General features: G+C 49.7%; 5 protein-coding genes. 3 read left to right on the forward strand and 2 right to left on the reverse strand.

Going from position 1 to position 7700, the window contains the following annotated elements; translation table 11 throughout:
• The first annotated feature begins 539 nt into the window (after positions 1–539).
• The gene (locus P1P89_21220; protein MDF1594037.1) at positions 540–2468 is read left to right on the forward strand and encodes a sigma 54-interacting transcriptional regulator; all 1929 of its coding nucleotides are present in this window, start codon (positions 540–542) and stop codon (positions 2466–2468) included.
• 60 nt (positions 2469–2528) lie between these two features.
• Here P1P89_21220 and P1P89_21225 read toward each other — a convergent pair whose 3' ends face one another.
• Both P1P89_21225 and P1P89_21230 read right to left on the reverse strand, forming a co-directional pair.
• Positions 2529–5507 (reverse strand): insulinase family protein, encoded by a 2979-nt coding sequence (locus P1P89_21225; GenBank protein MDF1594038.1) that lies wholly within the window; start codon positions 5505–5507, stop codon positions 2529–2531.
• Positions 5508–5606: 99 nt separating this feature from the next.
• Positions 5607–5999: a hypothetical protein gene (locus P1P89_21230; protein MDF1594039.1), complete on the reverse strand. Its 393-nt coding sequence runs from the start codon at positions 5997–5999 to the stop codon at positions 5607–5609.
• A gap of 265 nt (positions 6000–6264) precedes the next feature.
• Here P1P89_21230 and P1P89_21235 point away from each other — a divergent pair, with 265 nt between their 5' ends.
• Both P1P89_21235 and rsmA read left to right on the forward strand, forming a co-directional pair.
• Complete coding sequence (locus tag P1P89_21235; GenBank protein ID MDF1594040.1) at positions 6265–6777, forward strand: DUF2062 domain-containing protein; 513 nt, start codon at positions 6265–6267, stop codon at positions 6775–6777.
• A complete protein-coding gene (rsmA, locus tag P1P89_21240) occupies positions 6774–7628 on the forward strand; it encodes a 16S rRNA (adenine(1518)-N(6)/adenine(1519)-N(6))-dimethyltransferase RsmA (protein MDF1594041.1) in 855 nt (284 codons plus the stop codon). Before P1P89_21235 ends, rsmA begins: the two co-directional genes overlap by 4 nt.
• The last annotated feature ends 72 nt before the right edge of the window (positions 7629–7700 follow it).

Genomic DNA, 7700 nt, shown 5'->3' on the forward strand with positions numbered 1-7700 from the left:
CCTCTTTCAGGGTACTCGGCTGCAACCGCCTGCCAGTTGCCGGAAAGCAGCAGGCCGGCAAACAACAATCCCATCACAATACATTTTGCTTTTTTCATAGTTCCTCCCTCTCTCGATATGATTGGTTATTATTGAGAAACGACCCCCGAATAGAAAAGCAGAGCGTCACACGTATTTAATCCCGATTCATATAATAAAAGTGTTTTGCATATTGCATGCCAGTAACAGTTAGATTCAGAAAACATGAGATCGGTTCTAATAATGATTTTAAAAAAACCGTCTGAACCCATCATTATCGACTGCCCTTGTTGGAATCTGGCTGATTTAAATTAACTCTATATTTTAAATAGTTAACATGGAATCGTGTGTGATTTCACCGAACAAACCGTCACGCATGACACGCCCTGGAAAATCCAAGATTTAAAAAACCGAAACTGTCTTTCTGTTCCCGGAGAATAGATATATTGTTTAATAAACTTGACAAGCGGAAACAATAATGAAACATATCGTTTCAACATGTTACGTTTTCTTAGGGGGAAATGATGTGGGATAAAAAATATGAGGTCGGCGTGGTTATCTCCACAGCTTCATTGGTTGAGCAATTCAAAACCATTGCTAAAGAACGCGGTCAGAATATTCATGTTGCCTGTAAAGGCCTGGATGAAGCCATCACTGCCGGAAAAAAAATGGAATCCGAAGGTGTTGAAGCCATCATCAGCCGCCGCGGCACCGCCCACATGCTTCGCGAAAACTTACGCATACCCGTTTTTTCCATCCCCCAGGCCTCAATTGATATCGTTAAAAGTCTTAAAAAAGCTGCCACCCTCGGCAGCAAAATCGTCCTAACTGCATTTTTAAATAAAATAGCGGGTATTGATATCCTGGAAGAACTTCTCAATATTAAAATTATTCAGGGTATATATACAGACATTGCCTCCATGGAAAGTTCCATCCTGTCCGCTAAATCTCTTGGTTGCAATGTGGCCGTCGGCGGCGGATCGACTATACGGATTGCAGAAAAATATGCTTTAAAATGTGTTGAATTTGAAACCAACGAAGAAATTCTGTTCGAAACTTTTGAAAATGCCATATCAGCCGCTCAAGCCCGGCGGGAAGAACAAAAAAAAGCCTATCATTATCAATGTGTCATTGATGCAACCACAGAAGGCATTATAGGTGTGGATAACGCCGGGCGAATCAAAACAATCAATCAGGTCGCACGGAAACTGCTGGAAATCAAATCTCAAGAAATCATAGACCAATCGGCTTCCCGATATGTAAACAGTGAATCGTTATTACGGCTTTTGAATTCAGAAGTGCCGGTTCGTAATAAACTCGAAAAGGTTAATAATGAGTTATATATTTTTAATCACTTGCCCGTGACGATGAACAATGAAGTCATAGGAGGAGTTTCGACCTTCAAAGATATCGCCAACGTTATGAAGGCAGAAAACGTTGTCAGACATTCTCTTTCGAAAGGTTTGATAGCCAAATATTTTTTCGAGGATCTAATCCACGAAAGCGCTATTATGCGCGATATTGCAATAAGGGCCACACAGTTTGCAAAGACAGACTCGACCATTCTGATAATGGGAGCAACGGGAACCGGTAAAGAAATTATAGCCCAGAGTATTCATAACTTAAGCGATAGAGCTAAAAAACCATTTGTATCCGTCCACTGCGCGGCCCTTCCTGAGCAATTGCTTGAAAGCGAGCTTTTTGGATACGAAGAGGGTGCTTTCACCGGTTCAAAAAAAGGAGGCAAACCGGGAAGATTTGAACTTGCGCATAAAGGAACAATCTTCCTTGATGAAATCGACACCACGCCACTCAGTGTGCAAATGCGACTGCTAAGGGTCTTACAGGAAAAAGAAGTCATGCGACTCGGGGCCGATCGCACGGTCCCCATTGATGTTCGAATCCTGGCAGCCGCCGGCAAGGATTTGGGCATATCCGTTCAAGAAGGAATATTCCGGGAAGATCTTTTCTTCCGGCTGAACGTACTCCGAATCACTATTCCGCCAGTAAAAAACAGGACCGAAGATATTCCTGTTTTATTAGATTATTTCATCCGCAAACTTTCTGCCAAACACGGATTGGACCCCATTGCCCTGCCAATTTCCTTTGTCCATAAGCTAAAGGAGTATTCATGGCCTGGAAATGTCCGGCAGCTTCGAAATTTTGCAGAGAGGTTGGTTCTGAATTGTAATTTGCGGTGCAGTATCGACGCGATTGACGAGTTATACGATGAATTGATTCAATACCCGCCCGGCTGTCAGGTCACAAATTCCGTTTCGTCGGTGGAGCCATTTAAGCTAAATATAAAAGCGAAGAAGATGGACCAAGAATTGATGATAATTAATAAAACCTTAGAAAATGCACAATTTTCCAAAACTAAAGCGGCAAAAGAACTAGGCATCAGCAGGACGACACTCTGGCGCAAATTAAAAGAAGCCGGAATGAAATAGGTTGGAAAATATGAAAAGTCTGACCATCGGCAAGTTATCGTCCCCAGCGAAAATTCACTTTTAAATGGGATATATTTTCAACGGGCAATCTTTGAACTTTTCATTGGCGGCCTTTAATTGCGCTTCACCGGATATGACCGCAACGGCCTGCTCCTGAACCCCTTCTTGGAAGTACTTTTCGGCCGTTTCCTGAACCCGGCTTTTTGACAGCGACAAGACCCCGCTTTTAAAGCGGTTGCGTGCCTCGTCCGACAGGGATATCATTTTGCGGTAAAAGGCTTTGCGGGCGGCCGGACCGGGCGGATCGGGTTTGTCGATCTCGGAGCAGACCTGCAGCGTCGCTTCCGTGACATCCCCATCCGTAATGCTTTTGGAGCGGACAAAACCGCTGACCCCGTCATACACCGATAGCGTCTCTACAATACGGGGATCCCGGTATGATCCGAAACTGAACAGTCCGTTTTCGGGGCTGTAGATGCTGAACCCGCCGTAGGCCCCGCCTTTTTCGCGAATCTCGCGGTGCAGATACAAGGATCGCAGCATCTTGGCGATCACAGCAAGCGCCGGGGCGTCTTCATGATCCATTCTGACCGTCCGGAACGTACGGGCCACAAACGAAACCGCCGTAGAGGTTGTCCAGCCTTCGCGGGGAATTTCATTGCAGATGTCGAGGGCGGGAGCGCCGAAACCGTCAGCGGGCCCGGCAGGCATGCTGCCGTGGAGTGCTGCGGCAGACGTCCTGGCATCCGCCAGGCCGGCCGCCTCCCCGATCAGCGCGACCTTTATATTTTCACGCGTCAACAGAAACTTGGCGATGGCTGTTAAGCGGTCTGCAAGCGACTGTAAGGTGCTGTCCGTCAGGTCGGCGGTCAGCGCTTTTATCGTTTTAAGCTGGTGGACCCCATGCCAGGCCTCATCCAAGGCCTCGGCTGCGGAAAAGTTTCGGGAAGCCAGGGACATGGCCAGCCGATGGCCGTTATGAACGATCATGGCTTCCAGAGCCGCCCGGTATTCCAACAGCAGGGCTTTCAGTCGGACCAAATCCTTAAAACTCAAGGAACAGACCAGTTCCTCGACAATCTCAAACAGGTTGGGCTGATTACGGACCAGGGATTTAGCATTGAGCGACAGAAAAGACCGGCAGTCTCCGGCGCTGCTGAACGATGTGCGGGCATTGGCACTTAAACCGATACCGCCGGTGTAGCGATCGATACGCCGGACCATCTCGCTATAGTCCCTCCGGGTGGTGCCGATTTTTGAAAAAACGTAGCAGAAAAACGGTATCAGCGGAATCTGCGCGTTCGCTATGGCCCCGGCGCCGATGGCGGCCGTCAGATAAAAAATGCCGGCGGTGGGCTGCCCATAGGCGGTCAGCCATTTGGGGCCGTCCCCGGGCGCTTCCGAAACGGTCTTTACCCGGGGGGGGATTTCAGCCAGGGACAGCGTTGGAAGAAACGAAACATCCATCTCGGTTTCCTGCAGCTTCTGTAAGGCCCGGGCATCGGCTTCGATCCCCTTCAGTTGCCCAGAAGACATCCCTGCCCTGATTTCCGCCAGTTCGGCCGCCACCCGCTTTGTTTCCTTTTCTTCCATGGTCAAGTCCGGTACCAGTGTCAGCAGGACCCGGTGCGGGTTTTCCAGAAAATATTGTTTCAGGCCGTTTTCAAAAAACGGACCGGCCGCAACCGCTTTTCGAATCTTTTCCAAGTCGCTGTCAAACTGCAGGGCCCCAACCGGATCGCCCCCGTGAAACCAGCTCCCGCCGAAAGAAAGCAGCAGCTTGATGCCGTAGGGGTAGGGCTGGTTGGTGACCTCCTTGCGGCGGAACTCGATCTGATGGATGGCGGTATCGATCAGTTCTTTATCGATCCCTTTTTTTGCCAGGTCGTTTAATGTGCCCAGAACAATCGATTCGATTTTTGGGGCAGCGGATTTTTCAATGTCTTTTAAACCGGCTGCAAAAAGCGTGTCCCGGTTGTCGGCGTCAAAACCGCTGCCGTCGCTCAGGGATGAGCCCAGGCCCGAATCTATCAGGGCTTTGCGCAGCGGTGATGCGGCATTGCCGAGCAGGATCTGCTCCAGCAGGGTCAAGACCAGCACCTCGTCCGTTTTTTTAATGTCGGCGGTGAGCCACGCCACACAAACCTGACATTTTCTGGCAGGGTCTTCATTATTTCCCAACGGATATGAATAGGCGGTCGTTCGGGGCTGATCCCAGCGGGGCTGAGAGGAGACTTCCGTCCGGGGATCGATATAGTCGTAGTTCTTTAAAATCGATGTTTCAATAAATTCAAGATGGGCCTTGAGGGGCAGATTGCCATAGGTGTAAAAAAAAGCGTTGCTGGGGTGGTAGTGGCGCTGGTGAAAAGATTTGAGCCCGTCGTACGTCAGCCGGGGGATGATTTTGGGATCCCCGCCTGAATTAAACCGGTAGGTTGTTTCCGGATAGAGCGCATTCAGCAGGGAGCGGCCCATCACCTGGTCCGGCGACGACATGGCGCCCTTCATCTCGTTGTACACCACCCCTTTGTATTCCAGACGGCTGTCGGCAGCCGGCAAACCGGCCGCTTCGATTTCCAGCCGGTGCCCCTCCTGCTTAAAGTTAAGCGGGTTCAGGATCGGTCTGAAAGCCGCGTCCAGATAGACCTCCATGAGATTGTAAAAATCTTTTTGGTTCTGGGTGGAAAATGGATACATGGTCCAGTCCGAAGCGGTAAACGCGTTCATGAAGGTGTTCAGGCTTCTTTTCAGCATTGAGAAAAACGGATCGCGCACCGGGAATTTTTTAGAGCCGCACAGGACGGTGTGTTCCAGGATATGCGCCACCCCGGTCGAATCGGTGGGAACCGTCTTAAATGCCACGCTGAACGTATTTTCAGTATCCGGGTTGCTGATGTGAACGTGTCGGGCCCGGGTGACTGTATGTTCCAGTTCATAAAAAATAGAATTGATTTCCGCCAGCGCGACCATTCGCTCCAGGCGGTATCCAAGTATCCGGTCACCTTCACGAAGGTCCGGGTTATTAGGATCTACCGACATCGTTATCCTTTCTTAGTCATTTTTAATGCAGTTGCAGGATTTACCCATCGTTGCAAAAGTCGGAGGGCTCCAGGTGTAGAGGGGAAAGTTTCATTGCAATCAGATGGCTATATAAATTCCGCGTCTGATCCGACGGATCTTACCTGTTTTGTTTAACCGAAAGATGATATTGCGAAGTTTTTTTTCCTCATACCCGATTCGCTGGCGTATATCGGCAAAGTCGATCCCGTCCTTGGCGGCTTTTATGACTTCCAATACACTATCCGAAGCTGTTTTGACTGAACCGCCGTTGGCCGTTCCGGTTTTAGCGCCATTTGTCCGGGCTGTCCGGGTGCGCCTGCCTGAAACGACCAACGCTTTAATCAGTTCTTCCAGTCGATCCATTCGCGTGATCAGTTTTTCCACATCGCCCTTTGTGGGAATGTTGTAGTTCTGCATGAAGAACTTGACCATTGCATCAAAACTGATGGATTTTCCTCTTTTCTTTGGCATGGGGCCCCCTTGTATTAAAGACCCGTGGCAGCCTTCCCCCAACTTGGCATATAGCCAACGGTTTTAAACCACAGTAATTTAGTTATCACAAATATGTAAAAACACGCCGAAAGTCAAGGGCTGGTCCGAAATCAAAGCGTCTAAAAAACGCCTCGACCCGCTCCGTTTTCATCTCAAAAGGCTGATTGAAGCATTGATATGTAAACCCTTTCATGTTAATCAGACACATGAAACTAAATAAATCTAAAAACTGAAAACTATTTACATGCACCCGGACGAACAGAGCCGAAAAGAAAAGAACACGGCAATAAACAGGCTGAAACAGCGGCTCCATGATTTTATCGAAAGGGCCAAAAAGCTCCAGGGCGATCCCCATTACATTGCCGTGGGAATGGCCATCGGCGTCTTTGTCGCCATTACGCCGACCATTCCCTTTCACACGGCCATCGCCCTTGTCCTCGCCTTTCTGCTGCGGGGAAGCAAGCCGGCGGCTGTCATTGCCGTGTGGGTCAGCAATCCGGTTACGATCCCCATTTTTTATCTGGGCAGTTATAAGGTCGGAAATTTCATATTGGGAAATTCGATCCCTTTTGATCCAAAATACGAATCTCTCTCGGAGCTCGCCAAGTTGGGGGCGGATGCCACCATCGCCATGCTGGTGGGGGGCGTCATTCTCGGCATCGTTCCGGGAATTGCGTCCTATTTCATAACCCGGAAAATATTCACAACCCTACGCGCGCGCAGGGTCGATAAGCATCTATTCGATGAAATGCCATGACCTCACCCGCACAGATTCTCCGTGTTCAAAATCTGTTTCCCAAAAAGCAGTTCGGCCAAAATTTTTTAAATGACCCCTCCACCGCCCAAATGATCATCCAGCGCTCCGGGCTGATGCCCCGGGATGCGGTTCTTGAAATCGGTGCCGGACTGGGCGCCCTGACGATTCCCATCGCCCGGTCCGCCCGAAAGGTTTACGCGGTTGAGAAGGACAGCCGCCTGGCGGAGGTGCTGGCCGGCATCCTGGCTGCCGAGGATTGCGGCAATGTCACCCTGATAAATAAAAATATTCTGGATGTCGACATTGGTCAACTGGCCCGGGAGGAAAACTGCAGGCTGGTTGTTTTCGGGAACCTGCCCTATAATATATCTTCTCAGGTCCTGATTCAGCTCATAAAGGCGCGCACGGCTGTCCGTCACTGCGTCCTGATGTTCCAGAAGGAGCTGGCCCGGCGCATCATGTCTCCGCCGGGCGGCAAAGACTACGGCCGCCTGTCGGTCCTGCTGCAATATTGCGCCGAGACCAAACGCATTGCCGATGTAAAGGCCGCTCTTTTTTATCCCCGGCCGAAGGTGGATTCGGAGGTGATTGCCATTGACTTTAAAGATGCCCCTGAGTTCGCGGCCGATGATGAAGCGTTTTTCTCCGGGGTGGTAAAAGCGGCTTTTTCCAAACGCCGCAAAACACTCAAAAATGCCCTGACCGGCAGCGACCTCGCCCTTGAAGGCGAAGCTGCCCAGCGGATACTGGATAGTGTGTCAATCGATCCTTTACGGCGCGCGGAAACACTCAGCGTGGAAGAATTTGTTAGGTTGGGAAATGTGTTGTTTAGGCTGAGTAAAAACACTTAGGGCTTACGCAAAAATTAATTCACATTTTCACTGGAGCAATTGAGTAGTTCCAGTTAGGCCGTTGTGTGTAAT

It is taken from the genome of Desulfobacterales bacterium (assembly GCA_029211065.1).
Lineage (GTDB): Bacteria > Desulfobacterota > Desulfobacteria > Desulfobacterales > JARGFK01 > JARGFK01.